The organism is Pseudomonas sp. B1(2018) (genome assembly GCF_003097365.1).
Classification (GTDB): Bacteria; Pseudomonadota; Gammaproteobacteria; order Pseudomonadales; family Pseudomonadaceae; genus Aquipseudomonas; species Aquipseudomonas laurylsulfatiphila.
This window is the reverse complement of record NZ_PYUK01000023.1, coordinates 1-22,256: the sequence shown is the minus strand read 5'-3', so window position 1 is coordinate 22,256 and position 22,256 is coordinate 1. Positions and strand designations below refer to the sequence as shown.

General features: G+C 61.6%; 18 protein-coding genes. 7 read left to right on the top strand and 11 right to left on the bottom strand.

The genetic code is table 11. The features are described 5' to 3' along the window. Positions 1–214: 214 nt before the first annotated feature. The 4 genes from ccoP to ccoN are packed head-to-tail and all read right to left on the bottom strand — an operon-like array spanning position 215 to position 3,412. Positions 215–1,171 carry a cytochrome-c oxidase, cbb3-type subunit III gene (gene ccoP, locus C9422_RS27385; protein WP_116582846.1) on the bottom strand — a complete coding sequence of 319 codons (957 nt, stop codon included), beginning with the start codon at positions 1,169–1,171 and terminating at the stop codon, positions 215–217. After that, positions 1,168–1,365, bottom strand: a complete 198-nt coding sequence (locus tag C9422_RS27380; protein ID WP_116582845.1) for a cbb3-type cytochrome c oxidase subunit 3 — start codon at positions 1,363–1,365, stop codon at positions 1,168–1,170. Before C9422_RS27380 ends, ccoP begins: the two co-directional genes overlap by 4 nt. 3 nt (positions 1,366–1,368) lie before the next feature. Further along, positions 1,369–1,977, bottom strand: coding sequence for a cytochrome-c oxidase, cbb3-type subunit II (gene ccoO, locus C9422_RS27375; RefSeq protein WP_007974128.1), 609 nt, complete (start codon positions 1,975–1,977; stop codon positions 1,369–1,371). A gap of 10 nt (positions 1,978–1,987) precedes the next feature. Beyond that, positions 1,988–3,412, bottom strand: a complete 1,425-nt coding sequence (gene ccoN / locus C9422_RS27370) for a cytochrome-c oxidase, cbb3-type subunit I (protein ID WP_116582844.1) — start codon at positions 3,410–3,412, stop codon at positions 1,988–1,990. Between the two features lie 95 nt (positions 3,413–3,507). Between ccoN and C9422_RS27365 the strand changes: the two genes are divergently transcribed. Next, positions 3,508–4,185: an alpha/beta family hydrolase gene (locus C9422_RS27365; RefSeq protein ID WP_116582843.1), complete on the top strand. Its 678-nt coding sequence runs from the start codon at positions 3,508–3,510 to the stop codon at positions 4,183–4,185. A gap of 203 nt (positions 4,186–4,388) precedes the next feature. Here C9422_RS27365 and C9422_RS27360 read toward each other — a convergent pair whose 3' ends face one another. The 3 genes from C9422_RS27360 to acnA form a co-directional block, all read right to left on the bottom strand. Next, on the bottom strand, positions 4,389–5,954 hold the full coding sequence (locus C9422_RS27360) for a PAS domain-containing methyl-accepting chemotaxis protein (protein ID WP_116582842.1): 1,566 nt from the start codon (positions 5,952–5,954) through the stop codon (positions 4,389–4,391). 105 nt (positions 5,955–6,059) lie between these two features. After that, on the bottom strand, positions 6,060–6,851 hold the full coding sequence (locus tag C9422_RS27355; RefSeq protein ID WP_116582841.1) for a CPBP family intramembrane glutamic endopeptidase: 792 nt from the start codon (positions 6,849–6,851) through the stop codon (positions 6,060–6,062). A gap of 240 nt (positions 6,852–7,091) precedes the next feature. Beyond that, the gene (acnA, locus tag C9422_RS27350; RefSeq protein WP_116582840.1) at positions 7,092–9,833 is read right to left on the bottom strand and encodes an aconitate hydratase AcnA; all 2,742 of its coding nucleotides are present in this window, start codon (positions 9,831–9,833) and stop codon (positions 7,092–7,094) included. 222 nt (positions 9,834–10,055) lie between these two features. Here acnA and rlmM point away from each other — a divergent pair, with 222 nt between their 5' ends. Together rlmM and tusA are read left to right on the top strand one after the other, a co-directional pair. Beyond that, a complete protein-coding gene (rlmM, locus tag C9422_RS27345) occupies positions 10,056–11,129 on the top strand; it encodes a 23S rRNA (cytidine(2498)-2'-O)-methyltransferase RlmM (protein WP_007974072.1) in 1,074 nt (357 codons plus the stop codon). A gap of 194 nt (positions 11,130–11,323) precedes the next feature. Then, positions 11,324–11,575, top strand: coding sequence for a sulfurtransferase TusA (gene tusA / locus C9422_RS27340; protein ID WP_007974070.1), 252 nt, complete (start codon positions 11,324–11,326; stop codon positions 11,573–11,575). A gap of 48 nt (positions 11,576–11,623) precedes the next feature. On the opposite strand, the gene C9422_RS27335 is transcribed toward tusA, so the two are convergent. Beyond that, positions 11,624–13,033: an MATE family efflux transporter gene (locus C9422_RS27335; protein WP_116582839.1), complete on the bottom strand. Its 1,410-nt coding sequence runs from the start codon at positions 13,031–13,033 to the stop codon at positions 11,624–11,626. Positions 13,034–13,276: 243 nt separating this feature from the next. Here C9422_RS27335 and pdxB point away from each other — a divergent pair, with 243 nt between their 5' ends. Beyond that, positions 13,277–14,419, top strand: a complete 1,143-nt coding sequence (pdxB, locus tag C9422_RS27330; protein ID WP_116582838.1) for a 4-phosphoerythronate dehydrogenase PdxB — start codon at positions 13,277–13,279, stop codon at positions 14,417–14,419. A 172-nt stretch (positions 14,420–14,591) separates the two neighbouring features. Here the strand turns inward: pdxB and C9422_RS27320 are convergent, their stop codons facing one another. Beyond that, entirely contained in the window at positions 14,592–14,771 is a 180-nt protein-coding gene (locus tag C9422_RS27320; RefSeq protein WP_007974065.1) for a PA1571 family protein, read from the bottom strand. Between the two features lie 251 nt (positions 14,772–15,022). On the opposite strand from C9422_RS27320, the gene C9422_RS27315 reads away from it, so the two are divergent. After that, entirely contained in the window at positions 15,023–16,804 is a 1,782-nt protein-coding gene (locus C9422_RS27315; RefSeq protein WP_165824820.1) for an ABC transporter transmembrane domain-containing protein, read from the top strand. A gap of 145 nt (positions 16,805–16,949) precedes the next feature. On the opposite strand, the gene C9422_RS27310 is transcribed toward C9422_RS27315, so the two are convergent. Beyond that, a complete protein-coding gene (locus C9422_RS27310; RefSeq protein WP_116582836.1) occupies positions 16,950–18,878 on the bottom strand; it encodes a transglycosylase SLT domain-containing protein in 1,929 nt (642 codons plus the stop codon). 213 nt (positions 18,879–19,091) lie between these two features. Between C9422_RS27310 and C9422_RS27305 the strand changes: the two genes are divergently transcribed. Beyond that, positions 19,092–21,011 (top strand): ATP-binding cassette domain-containing protein, encoded by a 1,920-nt coding sequence (locus C9422_RS27305; protein WP_007974055.1) that lies wholly within the window; start codon positions 19,092–19,094, stop codon positions 21,009–21,011. A 171-nt stretch (positions 21,012–21,182) separates the two neighbouring features. Here C9422_RS27305 and C9422_RS27295 read toward each other — a convergent pair whose 3' ends face one another. Then, on the bottom strand, positions 21,183–21,623 hold the full coding sequence (locus tag C9422_RS27295; RefSeq protein ID WP_007974054.1) for a universal stress protein: 441 nt from the start codon (positions 21,621–21,623) through the stop codon (positions 21,183–21,185). A 104-nt stretch (positions 21,624–21,727) separates the two neighbouring features. Between C9422_RS27295 and C9422_RS27290 the strand changes: the two genes are divergently transcribed. Continuing rightward, positions 21,728–22,165, top strand: coding sequence for a hypothetical protein (locus C9422_RS27290; RefSeq protein WP_116582835.1), 438 nt, complete (start codon positions 21,728–21,730; stop codon positions 22,163–22,165). Positions 22,166–22,256 lie beyond the last annotated feature (91 nt).

Genomic DNA, 22,256 nt, shown 5'->3' with positions numbered 1-22,256 from the left:
GCCTGTCATCGGGCAGATTCGTCGAACACATCGTTCAGGGTCGACCTGGAACCGGCACCGGCCAGTCCGCATCGGGGGAAGCTTAGACCTGAATCCGGGGAACCGAAAGGAAGAGTCAAAGAGGGTGCGACAATGCGTCGCAAAGACGCAGCGGCAAGCTTCAAGCCGCAAGCTTCAAGTCAGAACTCGTCGCTTGCAGCTCTTGCTTTTGACGTTACTTGCCGCTTTCAGCTTGAAGCTTGCCGCTCAACTGCTCATCACCTCTGGAAAGGCTGTACACGTAGGCCGCGAGCAGTTGCACCTTATCATTGCCGAGCAGTTCGTTCTGCGCCGGCATATGGCCCTGGCGGCCATGCCGAATCGTCTGTTCAAGCTGCGTCAGGCTGGTGCCGTAAATGAAGCCGGCCGGGTGCGTCAGGTTCGGCGCGCCCATGGCTTCGGTGCCCTGGCCGTTTGCCCCATGGCAAGCCACGCAGGTAGTGCCGAAGGCTTGCTGTCCGGCTTGCAGGTCCGCCTTGCTGCCTTCCGGCAACGGCAGGCCGGCCAGATCATGGCGCACATAAGCGGCGACGTTTTTCACGCCTTCTTCCCCCAGGACTTCGCCCCAGGCCGGCATCATCGCCATCCGGCCACCCATGATGGTGGTCTTGATGGTTTCTGCGTGGCCGCCCCAGCGCCAGTCGCTGTCGGTCAGGTTGGGGAAACCGAATGCACCCTTGGCATCCGAGCCGTGGCATACCGAACAGTTCGAGGCAAACAGGCGGCCGCCCATTTTCAGCGCTTGCGGGTCTTTGGCCACTTCTTCCAGTGGCATGGCCGCGAATTTGGCGAAGATCGGTCCGAACTTCGCGTCAGCCCTGGCCATTTCCTTTTCCCACTCGTGGGCGCCGGTCCAGCCGTTCTCATAGCCGGGGAGGACGCCTTTCCAGTTGCCCAGGCCCGGATAAAGGATCAGGTAGCCGACGGCGAACACCAGCGTGCCGGCGAACAGCATGAACCACCATTGCGGCAGCGGGTTGTCGTACTCCTCGATGCCATCGAAGCTATGGCCCATGGTCTGGTCGACGCTGCCCTTGGTCTCGCCCTTGCGGGTGCCGATCAGCAGCCAGGTCAGGCCGATCAGGCTGCCGATGGTCAGTACGCAGATCCACGTACTCCAGAAGGTGGTCATGGCCGGGTACTCCTTGTTGCTGAATCTTCGGTGATGTCGGGTTGTGGCTCGTCAGCGAACGGCAGCAGGCGCGCTTCGGCGAATTCCGGGCCGCGCTTGCTGTTGAACACCCACAGCGTCAGGCCGACGAAGGCCACGAACACGACGACTGTGCCCAGGCCGCGGATCATTCCAGTGCTCATCTCAACAACCATGGCTCACCTCTTGCTCTTGATGGCAGTGCCGAGCACTTGCAGGTAGGCGACCAGTGCATCCATTTCGCTCTTGCCCTTGAGCGAGGCAACGGCGCCGGAGATGTCTTCGTCGGTGTACGGCACGCCCAGGGTGCGCATGGCCTTGATCTTGGTTTCGGTGTGGCTGCTGTCGAGTTGATTGGCCACCAGCCACGGGTAGGCGGGCATCTTCGACTCCGGCACGACGTTGCGCGGGTTGTACAAGTGCGCGCGGTGCCAGTCGTCCGAGTAGCGCGCACCGACCCGTGCCAGGTCCGGCCCGGTACGTTTCGAACCCCACAGGAACGGATGGTCCCAAACGCTTTCACCGGCCACCGAATAGTGCCCGTAGCGTTCGGTCTCGGCGCGGAACGGACGGATCATCTGTGAGTGACAGCCGACACAGCCTTCGCGGATGTAGATGTCGCGGCCTTCCAGTTGCAGCGCGGTGTAGGGCTTCATGCCTTCCACCGGCTTGTTGGTCACGTCCTGGAAGAACAGCGGGACGATCTGGGTCAGGCCGCCGATGCTCACGGCCAGAATCATCAGCAGCAGCAACAGGCCGACGTTTTTCTCGATAGTTTCGTGTTTCATGGCGGACTCCTCAGGCCATCTGCGCGGCAGCGGCGGCTTCGGCAGGCTGCGAGGCCCGCACGGTGCGCCAGGTGTTGTAGGCCATCAGGAACATGCCGCTGAGGAAGATCGCACCGCCCACCAGCCGCACGACGAAGCCAGGGTGACTGGCCACCAGGGTCTCGACGAAGGAGTAGGTCAGCGTGCCGTCCTCGTTCACCGCACGCCACATCAGGCCCTGGGCGATGCCGTTGACCCACATCGAGGCGATGTACAGCACGGTGCCGATAGTGGCGAGCCAGAAGTGCGCGTTGATCAGGCCGATACTGTGCATCTGCTCGCGTCCGAAGACTTTCGGGATCATGTGGTACAGCGCGCCGATGGAAATCATCGCCACCCATCCGAGGGCGCCAGCGTGTACGTGGCCGATGGTCCAGTCGGTGTAGTGGGAGAGGGCGTTGACCGTCTTGATGGCCATCATCGGCCCTTCGAAGGTCGACATGCCGTAGAACGCCAGGGACACCACGAGGAAGCGCAGGATCGGGTCGCTGCGCAATTTATGCCAGGCGCCCGACAGGGTCATCATGCCGTTGATCATGCCGCCCCAGCTCGGCGCGAGCAGGATCAGCGACATCACCATGCCCAGCGACTGCGCCCAGTCCGGCAGCGCGGTGTAGTGCAGGTGGTGGGGGCCGGCCCAGATGTACAGGGTGATCAGCGCCCAAAAGTGCACGATCGACAAACGATAGGAATACACCGGGCGCTCGGCCTGTTTCGGCACGAAGTAATACATCATGCCGAGGAAACCGGCGGTGAGGAAAAAGCCCACGGCGTTGTGGCCGTACCACCATTGCACCATCGCGTCGGTGGCACCGGAGTACAGCGAGTAGGACTTGGTGAAGCTGACCGGCAATTCCATGTTGTTGACGATGTGCAGGATCGCCACGGTGATGATGAATGCACCGAAGAACCAGTTACCGACATAGATGTGTTTGGTCTTGCGCTGCATGATCGTGCCGAAGAACACGATGGCGTAGGCGACCCAGACAATGGTGATCAGGATGTCGATCGGCCATTCCAGCTCGGCGTATTCCTTGGAACTGGTGTAGCCCAGCGGCAGGCTGATGGCCGCCAGCAGGATCACAAGCTGCCAGCCCCAGAAGCAGAACGCGGCGATTTTCGGTGCAAACAGTTGCGTCTGGCAGGTGCGTTGCACCGAATAGAACGAACTGGCGAACAGCGCACAACCGCCGAAGGCGAAGATCACCGCGTTGGTGTGCAGCGGGCGCAAGCGGCCGAAACTGGTCCAGGGCAAGTTGAAGTTGAGTTCGGGCCAGACCAACTGGGCAGCGAGAAAAACCCCGAGCCCCATGCCGACGATGCCCCACACCACCGTCATAATGGCGAATTGGCGGACCACCTTGTAGTTGTAGGCGGTACTGATAGAAGTGTTCATGGTTCCCCATCCACGGTTCAGCCGAAGTGAGCGCACTCGCGCAAGGCAGCGCACCCTTCGGCCGGAGTTATAGGCAGACTAAAAGCGAGGCAAGCATGGACAAAGGGCACAAGGCCGGTATTGACGGGGATCAATGGGCGCAGTGCGTGCGGGATCATGGATGGTTGTGGAATGCCGCGGCAGGCAAGGCCGCGGCGACGCTGATCCTCGCCCACGGCGCCGGCGCGCCGATGGACAGCGAGTGGATGAGCGACATGGCTGCACGCCTCGCCGTTCAAGGCATCAACGTGTTGCGCTTTGAATTTCCCTACATGGCGCAGCGGCGCATCGACGGCGGCAAGCGCCCACCGAATCCGGCGCCGAAATTGCTCGAATGCTGGCGCGAGGTGTATGCCCAGGTGCGACGCCATGTCACTGGGCCGCTGGCGATCGGCGGCAAGTCCATGGGTGGGCGGATGGCCAGTTTGCTCGCCGATGAGTTGGGGGCGGATGGGCTGGTGTGCCTTGGGTATCCGTTTTATGCGGTGGGCAAGCCGGAGAAACCTCGGGTCGAGCATTTGGCTTCTTTGAAAACCCGAACCCTGATTGTGCAGGGCGATCGGGATGCTTTGGGCAATCGCGAGGCGGTCGAGGGTTACACCTTGTCACCGAGCATTGAAGTGTTCTGGCTGGCGGCGGGGGATCATGATTTGAAGCCGCTGAAGGCTTCCGGGTTTACCCATGAGCAGCATTTGGCGGCTGCGGCTGAGAGGGTGGCTTCATACCTTCAGTGAAAGGTGTGGTGTGGCAAATGGCTTCTTCGCGGGCAAGCCCGCTCCCACAGTGATCTGTGGTGTGGCTTGATCGTGTGATCAATGCAAAACCCTGTGGGAGCGGGCTTGCTCGCGAAGAGGCCGCACAGGCGACATGCTTTTCAAATTGATAATAAAAAACCCGGAAGCTTCCACTGTCCGGGCTTTTTATGAATCAACCACAATCAGCGGTTAAACCGCTCCACCAACGAATACTGGGTATTCGCGGTCTTGGTCAGCTCTTCACTCAACAACGCCGAGTTCTGCGCCTGTTCCGAGGTCTGGTCCGCCAACTCCGAGATGTTGCTGATGTTGCGGCTGATTTCTTCGGCCACGGCACTTTGCTCTTCGGTCGCGGCGGCGATCTGGGTGGTCATGTCGGTGATGTTGGCCACCGCCTCGCTGATCCCCACCAGCGCCTGGTCCGCTTCCAGCACCCGCGCCACGCCTTCTTCGGCCTGGCGATGCCCGGCTTCCATGGTTTGCACCGCAGTGCCGGCGGTGTGCTGGAGCTTGGCGATCAGCGCATGGATCTGCCCGGTGGACTCGCTGGTGCGTTGCGCCAGCTGACGGACTTCGTCGGCCACCACCGCAAAACCACGCCCCATCTCACCGGCACGGGCCGCTTCGATGGCGGCGTTCAGGGCCAGCAGGTTGGTCTGGTCGGCGATGCCTTTGATCACGTCGACCACGCCACCGATTTCGTTGCTGTCCTTGGCCAGCTGGGTCACGGTGACGCCGGTTTCACCCACCACCACCGACAGGCGCTGGATGGCTTCGCGGGTTTCCCCGGCGATGTCACGACCGCGACCGGTCAGCCGATTGGCTTCCTGGGTGGCGTCGGCGGTGCGTTGCACGTGGCTGGCGACTTCCTGGGTGGTCGCGGCCATCTGGTTGACCGCCGTGGCCACTTGCTCGGTCTCGACACGTTGACGTTCCAGGCCGCTGGAGCTGTTGTGCGCCAGGGCATCGGACTGCCGGGCCTGATCGGTCAAGTGCTCGGCGGTATCCTGCAGTCGCGTCAGACAGGTTTTCAAGCGTGCTTCCTGGCTGAGGATGGACATCTCCAGTCGCGCCTGGGCACCGCGGCTGTCGGTGTACATCTGTGCGATCAATGGGTCGGAGGTGGTCTGCTCGGCCAGGCGCAGCAAACGCTTGAGTCCGCGCTGTTGCCACTGCAGGCCCATCAGGCCCAGCGGCACCGAAAGACCGGCGGCCAGGGCAAAACCCCAGTGGGAGTTCAGCGATGCACCGATCATGAAGCTCAACTGGCTGACCAGGATGAACGGCAGCCAGTCCTGCAGGATCGGCAACCATTTGTCCGAGGAGGGAATGGCCGACTTGCCCTGGTTGATACGTTGGTAGAGCGCCTCGGCACGGCGGATCTGTTCGGCGGTGGGCTTGACCCGCACCGACTCGTAACCGGTCACCTGATTGCCTTCGAAGATCGGTGTCACATAGGCGTTTACCCAGTAGTGATCACCGCTCTTGCAGCGATTCTTCACAATGCCCATCCATGGCAAGCCTTGTTTCAGTGTGCCCCACATGTGTGCGAACACCGCGGCCGGGACGTCGGGGTGACGGACCAGGTTGTGCGGTGCACGGATCAGTTCCTCTCGGGAATACCCGCTGATATCGACGAAATCGTCGTTGCAGTAGGTGATCATGCCCTTGGCATCGGTGGTGGAAATCAACCGTTGCTGAGCCGGGAAGGTCCGCTCGCGTTGTGTAATTGGCTGGTTGTTACGCATGGCTTTTTTAGTCCGCAAGGCTTTCAAGTGCTGTATCGGCGAGGTCGGCGGATTGTTGAGTTTATTTTTTGATAATCGGCAATGCGTCGCAAAATGACCCTTGCGTCAGCCGGCGAGCATCGGATAGGTGAACAGGCCGAAGTGCAGCAGGTTCAAGCCGACGTGGGTGGCGATGGCGGCCGCCAGCCCGCCGAATCGGTAGGCCAGGCCATAGCCGATCCCGGCCAGGCTGGCCAACAGGACCCATTGCCAGCCTGCCCCGGCATGGGCCAGGCCGAAGATCAAGGAAGCCAGGAGCAGGGCAAGGTTTTCGCCATGGCGAAGGTTTTTCAGGCATCGGTTCAGGCCACCCTGGATATAGCCGCGGAACAGTGCCTCCTCGACCAGTGTCACCAGCAGCAGATTGTTCAGTAACCACAGCCAGGCAGAATCCGGCCACTTCGGTGCCCAAGTGACGACACCCAGCAACAGCGCGCCGCCCAGCGCCAGCACGGCGCTCAAGGTCAGGGCCATTGCGGTGGCATACAGCGACAATCGAAGCGAACGGCGGCCGACAATCCACGGACAAACCAGCAATAGCCAGAAGCCGATCAGCGGCTTGTCCAGGTTCAGGTGCATGGCGAATGACGCAGCATAGTCGGTAAAACGCTGGGGATCGATAACGCGACCGTTGTAGAAACCGGGTAGCCAATGCGTCGCCAAGGCCAAGGCCAGTACGATGAACAGACCGTGGCCGAGGTAGCGGACAAAAGGGATCTCGCGCTGGCGAACTGCCGCACCAGCGACCAGCAACAAGGACACCGTGATTGCCGAGAGCCAGCCGAGATGGCCGTAGGTCAGCGCCAGACCGTAGCCGAGGGAAAGCAGCGCCAGAAACGTCCATGGCAGGGCAATCATGTGAAGTCCTTGAGTTGAAGTCTTGCGAACGCCCCTGATGTCCTGTGGGAGCGGGCTTGCTCGCGAAGAGGCCATGACATTCAACACGTGTGTCGACTGATCCAGCGCATTCGCGAGCAAGCCCGCTCCCACATTTGCTCATGTGTCAGGCATGAAGGGTGAGCATGAGGCGAGCAATTGTACTGGCGGGCGCCCAGACAAAAAACACCGCCCGAAGGCGGTGTTTGTATCAGCGCATGGCTAGGAGGCAATCAGCTGCCGCAGCACGTAATGCAGAATCCCTCCGGACTTGAAGTACTCCACCTCATTGAGTGTATCGATGCGGCACAGCACCTCGACCTTCTCGCGGCTGCCGTCTTCGCGAGTGATGACCAGTGTCAGGTTCATCCGTGGCGTCAGCTCGACACCGCTCAAGCCGAGGATGTCCAGGGTTTCACTGCCGTTCAGGTTCAGGCTCTTGCGGTTCTGGTCCAGCTTGAACTGCAACGGCAGCACGCCCATGCCCACCAGGTTGGAGCGGTGGATGCGCTCGAAGCTTTCGGCGATGACCGCTTTGACGCCCAGCAGATTGGTGCCTTTGGCCGCCCAGTCGCGGCTCGATCCGGTGCCGTATTCCTGGCCGGCAATCACCACCAGCGGGGTGCCCGATGCCTGATAGCGCATGGCGGCGTCGTAGATCGGCATTTTTTCTCCGGTGGGAATGTAGCGGGTGTTGCCGCCTTCCTCGCCGCCGAGCATTTCGTTGCGAATGCGGATGTTGGCGAAGGTGCCGCGCATCATCACTTCATGGTTGCCGCGCCGCGAACCGTAGGAGTTGAAGTCCCGCGGTTCCACGCCTTTGTCGCGCAGGTAGTGCCCCGCCGGGCTGTCCGCCTTGATGTTGCCGGCGGGGGAGATGTGGTCGGTGGTTACCGAGTCGCCGAGCAGGGCGAGAATGTTCGCTGCGCTGACATCCTTGACCACGGGCGGCGGGCCGCCGATGTCGTCGAAGAAGGGTGGGTGCTGGATGTAGGTCGAGTCGTCCTGCCAGACATAGGTCGCCGCTTGCGGAACCTCGATCGCCTGCCATTGTTCGTCTCCGGCAAACACTTCGGCGTATTCCTTGTGGAACATGGCGGTGTTGACCTGATTCACTGCGTCGGCGATTTCTTTGCTGCTGGGCCAGATGTCGCGCAGGTAAACCGGTTTGCCGTCCTTGTCTTCGCCCAGCGGCTCGCGGCTGAGGTCGGTGCGTACCGTGCCCGCCAACGCATAGGCGACCACCAGCGGTGGGGAAGCCAGCCAGTTGGTTTTCACCAATGGATGCACCCGACCTTCGAAGTTGCGATTGCCCGAGAGTACCGATGCCACGGTGAGGTCGGCTTGCTGAATGGCTTTCTCGATGGGCTCCGGCAGCGGCCCGGAGTTGCCGATGCAGGTGGTGCAGCCGTAACCGACCAGGGCAAAGCCCAATTCATCGAGGTAGCGGGTCAGGTCGGCAGCCTTGTAATAGTCGGTGACCACCTTCGAACCGGGGGCCAGTGAACTCTTCACCCAGGGTTTGCGTTTCAGGCCTTTTTCCACGGCCTTCTTCGCCACCAGTCCGGCCGCCATCATCACGCTCGGGTTGGAGGTGTTGGTGCAGGAGGTGATGGCGGCGATGACCACGGCGCCGTTTTTCAGGCGATAGGTCTGGCCTTCGTAATGGTAATCCGCCTCTCCGGCGAGATCGGCGTTGCCGACGGCGACGCCACCGCCGCCCTCGCTCTCCAGGCGGCCTTCTTCCTTGCTGGTGGGTTTGAATTGCAGGTCGACGAAGTCGCTGAAGGCTTGCGCGACATTCGGCAGCGACACCCGGTCCTGCGGGCGTTTTGGTCCCGCAAGGCTGGCTTCGACGCTGCCCATGTCCAGCGCCAGGCTGTCGGTGAACACCGGCTCCTGGCCGGGCAGGCGCCACAGGCCCTGGGCCTTGCTGTAGGCCTCGACCAAATGCACTGTTTCGAGGGGGCGGCCGGACAGGCGCAGGTACTCCAGCGTGACGTCGTCCACCGGGAAGAAACCGCAGGTGGCGCCGTATTCCGGCGCCATGTTGGCGATGGTTGCGCGGTCGGCCAGCGGCAGGTCGGCAAGGCCGTCGCCGTAGAATTCGACGAATTTGCCCACCACGCCTTTCTTGCGCAGCATCTGGGTGACGGTCAGCACCAGGTCGGTGGCGGTGATGCCTTCCTTGAGCTTGCCGGTGAGTTTGAAACCGATGACTTCGGGAATCAGCATCGACACCGGTTGCCCGAGCATCGCCGCTTCCGCCTCGATACCACCGACGCCCCAGCCGAGCACGCCGAGGCCGTTGATCATGGTGGTGTGGGAGTCGGTGCCGACCAGGGTGTCGGGGAAGGCATAGGTGCGGCCGTCCTCGTCCTTGGTCCAGACCGTGCGACCGAGGTATTCAAGATTCACCTGGTGGCAGATCCCGGTGCCGGGCGGCACTACGCTGAAGTTGTCGAAGGCACTCTGGCCCCAGCGCAGGAACGCATAACGCTCGCCATTGCGCTGCATTTCAATGTCGACGTTCTGCTCGAAAGCGCTGCTGCTGGCGAACTTGTCGACCATCACCGAGTGGTCGATCACCAGGTCCACCGGCGACAGCGGGTTGATGCGCTGTGGATCGCCACCGGCCTTGGCCATCGCCGCGCGCATGGCGGCCAGGTCGACCACGGCGGGAACGCCGGTGAAATCCTGCATCAGCACCCGCGCCGGGCGGTACTGGATTTCGCGGTCGGAGCGGCGCTCCTTGAGCCACGCGGCCAGTGCCTTGAGGTCGGCGCCGGTGACGGTTTTTTCGTCCTCCCAGCGCAGCAGGTTTTCCAGCAGGACTTTCAACGACATCGGCAACCTGTCCAGCTCGCCCAGGCTCCTGGCGGCGTCGGGCAGGCTGAAGTAGTGATAGGTCTTGTTGCCGACTTGCAGGGTTTTCAACGTCTTCAGGCTATCGAGGGACGGCATTGCGATCACTCCTTGAAGTCCGCACGGCTACGGACTGAGGGGACGGACAGAGCCTTAAACCTAGCCCTGTTTTCGGTAGCTGGCTAATAACTGGACTCTATGGACAGACCCTGGGTTCCGATCTCGGCTATCATGCGCCGGTTTTCGTGACAGGCTTTGCTTCAGGGCAAGCCTGGGCATCGTGCAGTGGCCGAAATTCATCGCCATTGCCCAGGAGTAAGAATGAACACCCTATTCATGCATTGCCGGCCGGGCTTCGAAGGTGAAGTCTGTTCCGAGATTTCCGACCTCGCCGCGCGCTTGAACGTGGCCGGCTACGCCAAGGCCAAAGCCGCCACCGCTTGCGCCGAATTCGTCTGCACCGAAGAAGACGGCGCCGAGCGCCTGATGCGCGGGCAGCGTTTCGCCGAGTTGATCTTCCCGCGCCAGTGGGCCCGGGGGATTTTCATCGATCTGCCGGAAACCGACCGCATCAGCGTGATCCTCGCCCATATGGCGGACTTTCCGCTGTGCGGCAGCCTGTGGCTGGAAATGGTCGACACCAATGATGGCAAGGAACTGTCGAACTTCTGCAAAAAGTTCGAAGTGCACCTGCGCAAGGCGCTGATGGCCGCCGGCAAACTGGTGGAAGACGCGCACAAGCCGCGGTTGTTGCTGACCTTCAAAAGCGGCCGTGAGGTGTTCATGGGGCTGGCCGAGTCGAACAACTCGGCGATGTGGCCAATGGGCATTCCCCGTTTGAAGTTTCCTCGGGAGGCGCCGAGCCGTTCGACCCTGAAGCTGGAAGAGGCGTGGCACCACTTCATCCCGCGCGACCAGTGGGACGAACGCCTGCACAGCGACATGACCGGCGTCGACCTCGGGGCCGCTCCGGGTGGCTGGACCTGGCAACTGGTCAACCGCGGCATGCTGGTGACCGCCATCGACAACGGCCCGATGGCCGAAAGCCTGATGGACACCGGCCTGGTGCAACACCTGATGGCCGACGGTTTCACCTTCAAGCCCAAGCAGCCGGTGGACTGGATGGTCTGCGACATCGTCGAGAAGCCGGCGCGCAATGCGGCGATGCTGGAAGAGTGGATCGGTGACGGCCATTGCCGCGAGGCGGTGGTCAACCTCAAGCTGCCGATGAAACAGCGCTATGCCGAAGTGAAGCGTCTGCTCGAGCGCATTGCCGAGGGTTTCAAGGCGCGGGGCATCAAGGTCGAGATCGGCTGCAAGCAGCTGTACCACGACCGCGAGGAAGTGACCTGCCATTTGCGCCGGCTGGACGTGAAGAAACCCAAGTCCCGCTGATTTTGGCAAGGGCTTTTGTGGCGAGGGAGCTTGCTCCCGCTGGGCTGCGAAGCAGCCCTGAATTCGGCAACCTTGCAAGATCAGGTACGCCTCATACACAGGTTTTGCGACGGCTTCGCCGCCGAGCGGGAGCAAGCTCCCTCGCCACAAACCCGGCAATGCGCGACAATGCCGGTCAGTTTCAGGAGTGAATCATGAGTGAAATGCTTGATACGCCGGTAGACGGCACCCTCGATGCCACCGGTCTCAACTGCCCCGAGCCGGTGATGATGCTGCACCAGCACATCCGTGACCTGGTGCCCGGCGGCCTGCTCAAGGTCATCGCCACAGACCCGTCGACCCGTCGTGACATTCCCAAGTTCTGTGTGTTTCTCGACCACGAACTGGTGGCGCAGCACGAGGAGGAGGGCACCTACCTCTACTGGATTCGCAAGAAGTCCGGCTGATGACACCCAAAAAAAGACCTGCAAACGCAGGTCTTTTTGTTTGTGCAGTCAGCCCGTCGAGCGGTTGTTACGAATTCGCCGGCGCGCACTGAGCGTCAGGCGGATCGACAGCATCAGCGCCGCACAGCTCAAGCCGGCAATCAACCCTTCCCACAGCCCGCTCGGGCCGCTGGCCGGACCGAACCAATCGGTCAGTCCCAGCACGTAGCCGACCGGCAGGCCGATGCCCCAATAGGCGAACAAGGTCAGGATCATGGTCACCCGGGTATCCTGGTATCCACGCAACGCGCCCGCGCAAATCACCTGGATGGCATCGGAAAACTGATACAGCGCGGCATACACAATCAACATCGACGCAATCTGGATCACGGCCTTGTCAGGCGTGTAGATCGAGGCGATCGGTTCGCGCAGGAGCAGGATCAGGCTCGCCGAGAACGCCGCGAACACCAATGCCGCGCCGAGCCCGACCTTCGCCGCGAAACGCGCCTGCCAGGGATTGCCGCCCCCCAGTGCCTGACCGACGCGCACGGTCACCGCCATGCCCAGCGAATAAGGAATCATGAACAGCAACGAGCTGATATTGAGGGCGATCTGATGCCCGGCCACCACGGTCGAGCCGAGACTGCCGATCAACAGCGCGATGACCGCGAAGATGCTGGACTCGGCGAAGACGGCGATGCCAATCGGCAGGCCAATGCCGACCAGGCGCTTGATCACGGCCCATTGCGGGCGGTCGAAGCGCACCAGCACCCGGGTGCGGGCATAGAAGGGGGCCGAGAAAGTCCAGCCGGCCATGCTCAACGCCATGAACCACATCACGATGCCGCTGGCCCAGCCGCAACCGACGCCGCCCAGGGCCGGTGCGCCGAAATGGCCGTAGATCAACGCATAGTTCAGCGGGATGTTCAGCAGCAGGCCGCACAAGCCGATGACCATGCTCGGGCGGGTACGCCCCATGCCATCGCTGTAGCAGCGCAATACGTAGTAGAACGCCATGCCGGGAAACCCGAAAGCGATCCCGTGCAGGTAACCCATGCTCGGCTCGATCAATTGCGGATCGACTTTCATCCAGTGCAGGATCGGCTCGGCGCTGAGCAGCAGGCCGCTGCCGATCAAGCCGACACACAATGCCAGCCACAGCGCCTGGCGTACCAGCGGGCCGATCTGGTCGAACTGCGCGGCGCCAAAGCGTTGCGCGACCTTGGGGGTGGTTGCCAGCAAAACACCGGACATCAACAGGTAGACCGGAATCCAGATCGAGTTGCCCAGGGCCACCGAGGCCAGGTCCCGTGGGCTGACGCGGCCGGCCATCACCGCATCGACGAAGCCCATGGCCGTGGTGGCCAGTTGCGCGATCATGATGGGCAGGGCCAGGCCGAGCAGGCCCTTGAGTTCCAGGCGAACGGGTGTCGTCCGCGCAGGCGCAGTGGCGACGGTACTTTCAATAACAGGATTCAATAGCGAAACGTCCAAGAGGTTTTGATGCACAGCCGCGCATTCTACGCGTTGACGCGGCAGTCAGGAAAAGACTCGTGTTACCGATTTGTAATCTCTGTAGGAGCTGCCGCAGGCTGCGATCTTTTGACTTTTTTTAAGAGCAAGATCAAAAGATCGCAGCCTGCGGCAGCTCCTACACGGTATGCAGGCTAGGCGTAACGAGGCATCTACGCCTACACTGCCGGTCCGCCAAAGGAGCCTGCCATGCTGATTGTTGCCGACGAGAATATCCCCCTGCTCGATGCCTTCTTTGGAGGCTTCGGCGAAATCCGCCGGGTGCCGGGTCGCGCCATCGACCGTGCCACGGTCGAGCAGGCCGATGTGCTGTTGGTGCGTTCGGTGACCAACGTCAATCGCGCGCTGCTCGAAGGCAGCAAGGTGCGCTTTGTCGGTACGTGCACCATCGGCACCGATCATCTGGACCTGGATTACTTTCAGCAGGCCGGCATCACCTGGTCCAGTGCGCCGGGCTGCAATGCCCGCGGCGTGGTCGACTATGTGCTCGGCAGCTTGCTGACCCTGGCCGAAATCGAAGGGGTCGACCTGACCCGGCGTACCTACGGCGTGGTCGGCGCCGGCGAGGTGGGTGGCCGACTGGTCAAGGTCCTGCAGGGCCTGGGCTGGAAGGTGCTGGTGTGCGATCCACCCCGGCAGGCGACTGAAGGCGGTGACTACGTCAGCCTCGAGCAGATCATCGAAGCGTGCGACGTCATCAGCCTGCACACGCCGCTGACCAAGCAGGGTCCTCAATCGACCTGGCATCTGTTCGATGAAAAACGCCTCAACCAGCTCAGGTCAGGTACCTGGCTGATCAATGCCAGTCGTGGACCGGTGGTCAACAACGCGGCACTGCGCGATGTGCTGCTGGAGCGCGAAGACCTGCAAGCAGTGCTCGATGTCTGGGAAGGCGAGCCTGAAGTCGACGTGGCGCTGGCCGAGCTGTGCGTGCTGGCCACGCCGCACATTGCCGGTTACAGCCTCGACGGCAAGCAGCGGGGCACCGCGCAGGTTTATCAGGCCTATTGCGATTTCCTCGGGCAACCGGCCCGCGTCAGCCTGAGCGATTTGCTGCCGGCATCCTGGCTGTCGCACGTGACCCTGAATGGGCAAAGCGACCCGGCCTGGGCCTTGGCGATGCTGTGCCGCGGGGTGTATGACCCGCGTCGTGACGATGCGGATTTCCGTCGCAGCCTTGTCGGCAGTGTCAGCGAGCAGCGCGCGGCATTTGATGTGCTGCGCAAGAATTATCCTTCGCGCCGTGAGATCGACGGGTTGCAGGTGCGGATCGAGGGGGATGCGCCTGAGTTGCAGCGGATTGTGGCGGCGTTGGGGGCGGCGGCAATCTGATAGACCGTGGCGGCCCCTTCGCGAGCAAGCCCGCTCCCACAGGGGGCTTGTGGTGCATGAAGATCCAGTGTGGGAGCGGGCTTGCTCGCGAAGGGCACCCCCCCAATGTCCAGACAGGCACCCATAAAAAACCCGGCCAACAATGGGCCGGGTCAAGAAGACGGTGGCTATATCACTCTTGTTCGGCAGGCTTGACCAATCGCTTTTCCAGTTCGCTGCAAGCTTTCTGGATCATTTCTTCAGTGATCGGTACTTCGCGGCCTTGCTCGTCGATAATCGAGCAGCCCAGAGACTGGTCTGGTTGCGTGCGGATCACTTGAATCTTGTCATCGCTGCTGTGTTGCAAGGACATGGCCTGTCTCCTCTTCAGGTTGTGTGCTTACTCTAGAACCGCCAGGTGACCGGGCTATGACAACTCCCTGCGATCTTTCCGGGGGGACAGAACCAGTGCAGCAGAAATGCCTTCGCGTGGCTACCCGAACTTTAGACCAATAGCGTCTAGCCTCTAGTGTTGGTGGACATAATTAACCTGACTCATTGTGATTTGCAGCGAGCCACCCCATTGAGCGGTGTAGGCTGACCCTAATGATTGTCTTGTCCCGGATGTTTGCGATGCTCTCTGCCCGTCACCGCCGTGCTGTTCGCCTGGCCAGTCGTTTCATTGCGCCGTATCGCTGGCAGGCCTTCGGCGCCTTGCTGGCGTTGATCGCCACCGCCGGTATCACCTTGTCCATGGGGCAGGGCATCCGCCTGCTGGTGGACAAGGGGTTCATGACCCAGTCGCCACACCTGCTCAATCAGTCCATTGGCCTGTTCATGTTGCTGGTCGTGGGGCTGGCGATCGGAACCTTTGCACGGTTTTACCTGGTGTCTTGGATCGGCGAGCGCTGCGTTGCCGATATCCGGCGTGACGTGTTCAATCATCTGATTTACCTGCACCCGGGTTTTTACGAAGACAATCGCAGCTCCGAAATCCAGTCCCGCCTGACCGCCGACACCACGCTGCTGCAATCGGTCATCGGGTCTTCGCTGTCGTTGTTCCTGCGCAACCTGTTGATGGTGATCGGCGGGATCGTCCTGTTGTTCATCACCAACCCCAAACTCACTAGTATCGTAGTGGTGGCCTTGCCCCTGGTGATCGCGCCGATCCTGATCTTCGGTCGCCGGGTGCGTAACCTCTCGCGCCTGAGCCAGGACCGGATTGCCGATATCGGCAGCTATGTTTCCGAAACCCTGGGGCAGATCAAGACCGTGCAGGCCTATAACCATCAGGTCCAGGACGAGCAACGGTTTGCCGTGACCGTGGAGGAGGCATTCAACACCGCACGCAAGCGCATCTTCCAGCGGGCGTGGCTGATTACCCTGGTGATCGTGCTGGTGCTGGGTGCGGTCGGGGTGATGCTCTGGGTCGGCGGGATGGACGTCATCGCCGGGCGAATTTCCGCCGGCGAGCTGGCGGCGTTCGTGTTCTACAGCCTGATCGTCGGCAGTGCTTTCGGCACTTTGAGCGAGGTGATCGGGGAATTGCAGCGGGCAGCCGGCGCGGCGGAGCGGATTGCCGAGTTGCTGCGTTCGGAAAACATCATCCTGCCACCGGTCGCAGGCGCGGTGACGCTGCCGGAACGGGTCGACGGCCGCCTGCAACTGCAAAATGTGCGTTTTTCCTACCCGTCGCGGCCGGAAAGTTATGCCGTCGACGGCTTGAGCCTGACGGTCAATGCCGGTGAGACGCTGGCGTTGGTCGGGCCATCCGGGGCCGGCAAGTCGACGGTGTATGACTTGCTGCTGCGTTTCTACGACCCGGCCGAGGGGCGCATCCTGCTCGATGGCGTGCCGTTGACTCAACTCGATCCGCTGGATCTGCGCCGCTGCTTCGCCCTGGTGTCACAGACCCCGGCGTTGTTTTTCGGCAGCATTGAAGAAAACATTCGCTACGGCAATCCGCAGGCGACGCTGGCCGAGGTACAGGAAGCGGCAAAGATCGCTTACGCCCATGACTTTATCGAAGCCATGCCCAACGGTTACCAGACTCATCTGGGGGATGGCGGACTGGGCTTGTCCGGCGGCCAGCGCCAACGCCTGGCCATCGCCCGCGCGTTGCTGGTGGACGCGCCGATCCTGCTCCTGGACGAAGCCACCAGCGCCCTCGATGCCCAGAGTGAGCACCTGATCCAGCAGGCGCTGCCGAGCCTGATGAAGAATCGAACCACTCTGGTGATCGCCCATCGCCTGGCCACGGTTAAAAACGCCGACCGGATCGCGGTGATGGATCAGGGGAAACTGGTGGCGGTGGGCACGCATCAGGAGCTGATTGCCAGCAATGCCTTGTATGCACGCCTGGCGGCGTTGCAGTTCAGTGACGGCAAGGCCACCGCCGAACCGTAGGAGCTGCCGCAGGCTGCGATCTTTTGATCTTGCTCTAAAAAATGCCCGCATCAAACGATGCGGGCATTTTTTGTCAGGGGTTTTAAGGACGCAAAAATCAAAAGATCGCAGCCTGCGGCAGCTCCTACATTACCGGCATTACCGGTCATTGATCGTCGAAAAACCGCTCATGCCAATCCACGATCGGCTGGGGCGAGTTGAGCTTCTGGCCGTAGATCACCGAGTACGACAACACGTTTTGCACGTACTGGCGGGTTTCGTCGAACGGGATGCTTTCCACCCACACGTCGAAACTCAGGTGGTCGGCGCCGCGCAGCCATTGGCGCACGCGCCCCGGGCCGGCGTTGTAGGCGGCGGAGGCAAGGACGCGGTTGCCGTTGAACTGGCTGTGCACCTGGCTCAGGTAGGCGGCGCCGAGCTGGATGTTCTTGTCCGGATCGAACAGTTGCTGAGGCGAGCTATAAGGAATGCTGAACTTGCGTGCGGTTTCCTTGGCGGTGGCGGGCATCAGTTGCATCAGGCCCGAGGCGCCGACACCGGAACGGGCATCGTCCATGAATGCACTTTCCTGGCGGGTGATGGCGAATGCCCAGCTTGGATGCAGGCCGCGGCTCTTCGCTTCACGTACCAGGGCCTCGCGGTGAGCCATCGGGAAGCGGATATCCAGGTCGTCCCAATACTGCGCCTGGCTGATGGTGCGGATCGCCGGGAAGTACCATTTCAGGTCGTAGGCCAGCTTGGCCTGGGCGACCATTTCGTCGCGGCTGAAGTGACGGCTGACGTAGTACCACTCGCGACGGCCATCGACGATCTGCCCGCGGGCGTGCAGCTCCAGGGCGCGGCGCACGCCGGGGGTGTTGCGCACCTTGTTGATGGTGGCCTGGCTGAGCACCAGCGGTTTGTTGAGCAGCGAGTAGGGCGACTGCGAGCGATCGGCGGCGAGGAAACCATAGAAGTCGCGTTCGCGGGCCAGGTTCCTGTAGAGCGTCTGCACTTCCGGATTCTGTGGTTGCGCCAGTTCCAGGCTGCGGGCCTGCCAGTAGCGCCAGCGGTTGGTGGTGGCCAGGTCCTGGGGCAGGCGGCGGGTCAATTGATAGGCATCGTCCCAGCGCGCCAGGCGCAGGAGCAGGCGCAGGCGCCATTCGGAAACCGTGTTGTCGCGCAGCTCGGGGTCGTATTTGGTCATGACATCCAGTGCACGGCTGTCGAAACGTCGTGCGAGGGTCAGGCCGATTTCCCGGGCGATCGCCACTTTTTCATCCCGGGAGAAGTGCATGCTGCTGGCGTAGCCGTCGAGCAGGTCCATGGCCTTGTCCGGGTCCTGGCGAGCCAGGCGGCGCAGGCCGAGGCTGACCACGTCGGACATGGCTTCATCGGCCGGGGTGAAGCGTGACGGCTGGTTGAGCAGTTCCGGTTTCTGCGCGACGTCCACCAGCAAGCGACCGCGCGGGGCGAGGGTGGTCAAGCCGTTGACCAGGCTGTTGGCCAGCGGGTAGTTGCGCGCCTGGGCGGCGAGTTTGGCGCGCTCCCAGCGTTTTTGCTCGGTCAACTGGCCTTCGGCCGCCCACATGCCGAACAGGGTGTCGCAGGCATCGGGTTGGGATTTGCCGGTCAGCCAGAGTTTTTCCGCGTTGGCGTTGCCTTCGGCCTTGAGGTTGTGACTGAGCTGGTACTGCGCATTCAGGCAGTCCAGTTCGGTGAAGTTCATTTTCGGGTCGTAGTACTTGACGAAAGTCGCCCAGTCACCCCGATCCGCCAGCCAGCGCAACCAGCGCAGTTTCATCCAGTTGGCCTGGGGCAGGTCGCCGTGTTCGGCGAGGAATTTCTCGATTTCGGCGTTGCTCGCGGTTTTCAGGCGCGCGGTCAGTTCGTCGTAGGCCAGGTACGGTTCCAGCGGATAATCGGCGAGGGCCTGGCTGTAACGGAAATACGGACCGGTATCACCCTTGGCCAGGGCGCGCTTGGCTTCATCGTAATATTGGCGCTGGGTGGACAGGTCCACCGCCTGGGCGGATTGAAACGCTGCGGCTGAAAGTAAAAAGCACGACAAAAGATTGAAAAGGCGACTGCGCATGAGACGTCCAGGCAGAGAAAACATGACAAGTGCGGGTCAGGCCCGCACTGAATTGTCTGTAGCTTAGCCTTTTGCCAGCAGCCGGCGAAAGCTTTGCGGGTCTTCCCGCATCAGTTCGCAACATTTGTCGTTCAGAGTGCTACGACAGTGAAATTGCCGGCCTTCTGAAGCCTCAAGTCAGGTAGAATGCGCGCCCGGTTTTTGGAGAAGCTCATGACCCTGCTCAAATTCAGCGATGTGTCCCTTGCTTTCGGCGCTATGCCGTTGTTGGACAAGGTGTCCTGGCAGATCGCCCGTGGTGAGCGGGTGTGCATCATCGGCCGCAACGGCACTGGCAAGTCCAGCATGATGAAGCTCGTCAAGGGCGACCAGAAGCCCGATGACGGCTCCGTTTGGCGCGCACCCGGCCTCAAGATCGGCGAATTGCCGCAAGAATTGCCGGTGGCCGACGAGCGGACAGTGTTCGACGTGGTGGCCGAAGGCCTGGACGGCGTTGGTGCGCTGCTCGCCGAGTATCACCACCTGAGCCAGAACATCGTCACCGATGCCGACCTGGACAAGCTGATGCACGTCCAGCACGACCTCGAAGCCCGCGATGGCTGGCGCTTGCAGACCCTCGTAGACAGCACCTTGAGCCGCCTGCAATTGCCGGCCGACAAGACCCTCGCCGAGTTGTCCGGCGGCTGGCGTCGCCGCGTCCTGCTGGCCCAGGCCCTGGTGTCCGAGCCGGACCTGCTGCTGCTCGACGAGCCGACCAACCACCTGGACATCGGTGCCATCGCCTGGCTTGAAGAAGCGTTGAAGGATTTCCAGGGCGCCGTGCTGTTCATCACGCACGACCGTTCTTTCCTGCAGAACCTGGCAACCCGGATCCTCGAACTGGATCGTGGCGGCCTGATCGACTGGAACGGCGACTACGCCAGTTTCCTCGTGCACAAGGAAGCCGCTCTGGCGGCCGAAGAAACCGCCAACGCGCTGTTCGACAAGCGCCTGGCCCAGGAAGAAGTATGGATTCGCCAGGGCATCAAGGCTCGTCGCACCCGTAACGAAGGCCGCGTACGTGCGCTCAAAGCCTTGCGCGTCGAGCGCAGCGAACGTCGCGAGCGGACCGGCAAGGCCAACATCCAGCTGGAAACCGCCGACAAGTCCGGCAAACAGGTCATGGTCCTCGATAACGTGAGCTTTGCTCACCCGGACGGTCCGTTCCTGATCAAGGACTTCTCCATGGTGCTGCAGCGCGGCGACCGTATCGGCCTGCTCGGCGCCAACGGTACCGGCAAGACCACGCTGCTGAAGCTGATGCTCAGCGGCTTGCAGCCAACCAGCGGCAAGGTGGAGGAGGGCACCAGGATCGATGTTGCCTACTTCGACCAGTTGCGCCATCAACTGGACCTGGAAAAAACCGTGATCGACAACGTCGCCGAAGGTCGCGACTTCATCGATATCGACGGCCAGAGCCGCCACGTGCTGAGCTACCTCGGCGACTTCCTGTTCAGCCCGCAGCGTGCGCGCACGCCGGTCAAGGCGCTGTCCGGCGGTGAACGTGCCCGTCTGTTGCTGGCCAAGCTGTTCAGCAAGCCGGCCAACCTGCTGGTACTCGACGAACCGACCAACGACCTCGACGTCGAAACCCTCGAATTGCTCGAAGAGGTCCTGCTGACCTTCAACGGCACCGTACTGATGGTCAGTCACGACCGGGCATTCCTCGACAACGTGGTGACCAGCACCCTGGTCTTCGAAGGTGAAGGCAAGGTGCGTGAATACGTCGGCGGTTATCAGGACTGGCTGCGTCAGGGCGGCTCGCCGCGCCTGCTGGGCGTGACCGAGAGCAAGTCCGGCAAGGCCGACCTGAACTCTGCCGTGGTGAAGGCCGAGCCTGCACCGGTTGCGGCGGCAGTCGAAGCGCCAGTGGCGAAGAAGAAGCTCAGCTACAAATTGCAGCGTGAGCTGGAAGCGTTGCCCGGCGAGATCGAAGCCATGGAGCAGCAGATCGCTGCCGTTGAAGCGCAGATGGCCGACGCGGGTTTCTACCTGCGCCCGGCTGCCGAGACGGCTGCAGTGATCGCTCAGCTGGCGCAGTTGCAGGCTGAACTCGACGTGATGGTCGAGCGTTGGGCCGAACTGGATGCCTGATTGACCCTGCAATAAAAAAGCCCGGCTTCACACACGTGAACGCCGGGCTTTTCATATGTAACGCCATCCCTGTGTAGGAGCTGCCGCAGGCTGCGATCTTTTGACTTTGATTTTTAAAAACAAGATCAAAAGATCGCAGCCTGCGGCAGCTCCTACACAGGGGGTTGTGTATCAGCTTTTGGTTTGCAGGCGCACCGCAAGCACATCGCAAGGCGCGCCATGCAGCACGTCATTGGCGGTGGAGCCGAGCAGCAGTGCCAGGCCGTGCCGGCCATGGCTGCCCACCACGATCAGGTCGCAGGTTTGCTCCTTGGCCAGGTGGTGGATTTCCTGGCGTGGCTGACCATAGGTCAGGTGGCTGTATTCCCTGGAGAGCTCCGGGTATTTGAGGATCAAGCGGTCAAGGCGCTCCTTGGCCTGATCGAACTGCTGCTGTTGCAGTTGTGACAGGTCCATCGGCACGTCGCCACCGAAGGCCATCGCCATCGGCTCGACAATGTGCACCAGTGACAATTTCGCGCCGTTGCTCACCGACAGCTCGCGAGCGCGGTGGATCACAGGGTCGCACTCTTCGGTCAGATCTACAGCGACCAGAATATGGTTGTAGGGCATGAGGTGCTCCTCCTGAGGATTGCAATATTGGTAAGTATGGCTGGTTTCAAGCGCATTGGTTCCAAAGTGACACAATGGGCTCATCAAGAATCGGGAGTACAGATATGACGGTGTGGATAGTGGTGTCAATCCTGCTGGTGGTACTCAGCCCACTGGCATGGTTGCGCCCGTCGCGTGCCCAGAGCGGGCGCATCGCCCTGCGCATGGAGGCCCGGCGCATTGGGCTGGCCATGCAACTGGCGCCCCAGGAGTGGCCACACTGGCTGAGCCAGGAGCCGCCGAGCCCGTGCGCCCAGTACCATCGTCCAAGGCGTGGCAGTCAGCCAGCATGCTGGAGTTACTGGCAAAAATCACCGGGTGTCTGGGTCAATCAGTGGCAGGAAGCCTGCGAAGATCAGGCGCTGCTCAATCATTTCGAAAAATTGCCGGGTAATGTCTACAAGGTTGAGGCCGACAAGCAAATCATCGCCTTGTATTGGGGTGAGAAGGGCGAGGCTGAGGTGTTGCAGCACATCGATGCCACCCTCAAGGCGCTCGCCTGAAGCTGCGTTCCGGATCCCCCTGTAGGAGCTGCCGCAGGCTGCGATCTTTTGACTTTGATTTTTACAAACAAGATCAAAAGATCGCAGCCTA

What these genes read in the sequence shown, in the direction of transcription:
- ccoP (WP_116582846.1), bottom strand. Translation starts at nt 1,171, where the DNA reads ATGACCACCTTCTGGAGTACGTGGATCTGCGTACTGACCATCGGCAGC.
- C9422_RS27380 (WP_116582845.1), bottom strand. Translation starts at nt 1,365, where the DNA reads ATGGTTGTTGAGATGAGCACTGGAATGATCCGCGGCCTGGGCACAGTC.
- ccoO (WP_007974128.1), bottom strand. Translation starts at nt 1,977, where the DNA reads ATGAAACACGAAACTATCGAGAAAAACGTCGGCCTGTTGCTGCTGCTG.
- ccoN (WP_116582844.1), bottom strand. Translation starts at nt 3,412, where the DNA reads ATGAACACTTCTATCAGTACCGCCTACAACTACAAGGTGGTCCGCCAA.
- C9422_RS27365 (WP_116582843.1), top strand. Translation starts at nt 3,508, where the DNA reads ATGGACAAAGGGCACAAGGCCGGTATTGACGGGGATCAATGGGCGCAG.
- C9422_RS27360 (WP_116582842.1), bottom strand. Translation starts at nt 5,954, where the DNA reads ATGCGTAACAACCAGCCAATTACACAACGCGAGCGGACCTTCCCGGCT.
- C9422_RS27355 (WP_116582841.1), bottom strand. Translation starts at nt 6,851, where the DNA reads ATGATTGCCCTGCCATGGACGTTTCTGGCGCTGCTTTCCCTCGGCTAC.
- acnA (WP_116582840.1), bottom strand. Translation starts at nt 9,833, where the DNA reads ATGCCGTCCCTCGATAGCCTGAAGACGTTGAAAACCCTGCAAGTCGGC.
- rlmM (WP_007974072.1), top strand. Translation starts at nt 10,056, where the DNA reads ATGAACACCCTATTCATGCATTGCCGGCCGGGCTTCGAAGGTGAAGTC.
- tusA (WP_007974070.1), top strand. Translation starts at nt 11,324, where the DNA reads ATGAGTGAAATGCTTGATACGCCGGTAGACGGCACCCTCGATGCCACC.
- pdxB (WP_116582838.1), top strand. Translation starts at nt 13,277, where the DNA reads ATGCTGATTGTTGCCGACGAGAATATCCCCCTGCTCGATGCCTTCTTT.
- C9422_RS27320 (WP_007974065.1), bottom strand. Translation starts at nt 14,771, where the DNA reads ATGTCCTTGCAACACAGCAGCGATGACAAGATTCAAGTGATCCGCACG.
- C9422_RS27315 (WP_165824820.1), top strand. Translation starts at nt 15,023, where the DNA reads ATGTTTGCGATGCTCTCTGCCCGTCACCGCCGTGCTGTTCGCCTGGCC.
- C9422_RS27310 (WP_116582836.1), bottom strand. Translation starts at nt 18,878, where the DNA reads ATGCGCAGTCGCCTTTTCAATCTTTTGTCGTGCTTTTTACTTTCAGCC.
- C9422_RS27305 (WP_007974055.1), top strand. Translation starts at nt 19,092, where the DNA reads ATGACCCTGCTCAAATTCAGCGATGTGTCCCTTGCTTTCGGCGCTATG.
- C9422_RS27295 (WP_007974054.1), bottom strand. Translation starts at nt 21,623, where the DNA reads ATGCCCTACAACCATATTCTGGTCGCTGTAGATCTGACCGAAGAGTGC.
- C9422_RS27290 (WP_116582835.1), top strand. Translation starts at nt 21,728, where the DNA reads ATGACGGTGTGGATAGTGGTGTCAATCCTGCTGGTGGTACTCAGCCCA.